1 protein-coding gene is annotated in these 398 nt (G+C 60.3%); it reads right to left on the bottom strand.

Features of this window, described 5'->3' with window-relative positions:
- The coding region (locus tag AC5RTT_RS20800; RefSeq protein WP_494146742.1) for an IS110 family transposase at positions 1-350 on the bottom strand (350 nt) is incomplete at its 3' end.
- Positions 351-398 lie beyond the last annotated feature (48 nt).

Genomic DNA, 398 nt, shown 5'->3' with positions numbered 1-398 from the left:
GTCCGGACACCTGCCAGGGCCGCTTCAGCTGCCTGGTAGGCGTCCAATGGGTCCGATTTACCGTGCAGGCGGCGGTACTGCCGGTTTGGCCGCATAACCTCCAGGACCTGCATTCCTTCGCGGGTCAGGACCCGGGCCAGTTCGGCGCCATAGGTGCCGGTGCCTTCGACCCCTATGACCAGGACGGTGCCGAATGAGGTGATGAAATCGATGATTTTTCGGTACCCGGACCCGACGGCGAGGTATTCCTTGTCCGCCAAATGTTCCCCGGTATCGCTGATAACAGCGACGTGGTGCGTGTCGGAGTGGGTATCGATCCCGACGATGACTTTCAAACGAGGCTTTGTCATGATGAAACTGCCCTGACCTTTCCGTTGCGTGCGGTGGGACAAACGGGC

It is taken from the genome of Arthrobacter sp. Y3221157 (genome assembly GCF_059089865.1).
The sequence above is the reverse complement of the archived record's forward strand: the minus strand, read 5'-3'. Positions and strand labels throughout refer to the sequence as shown.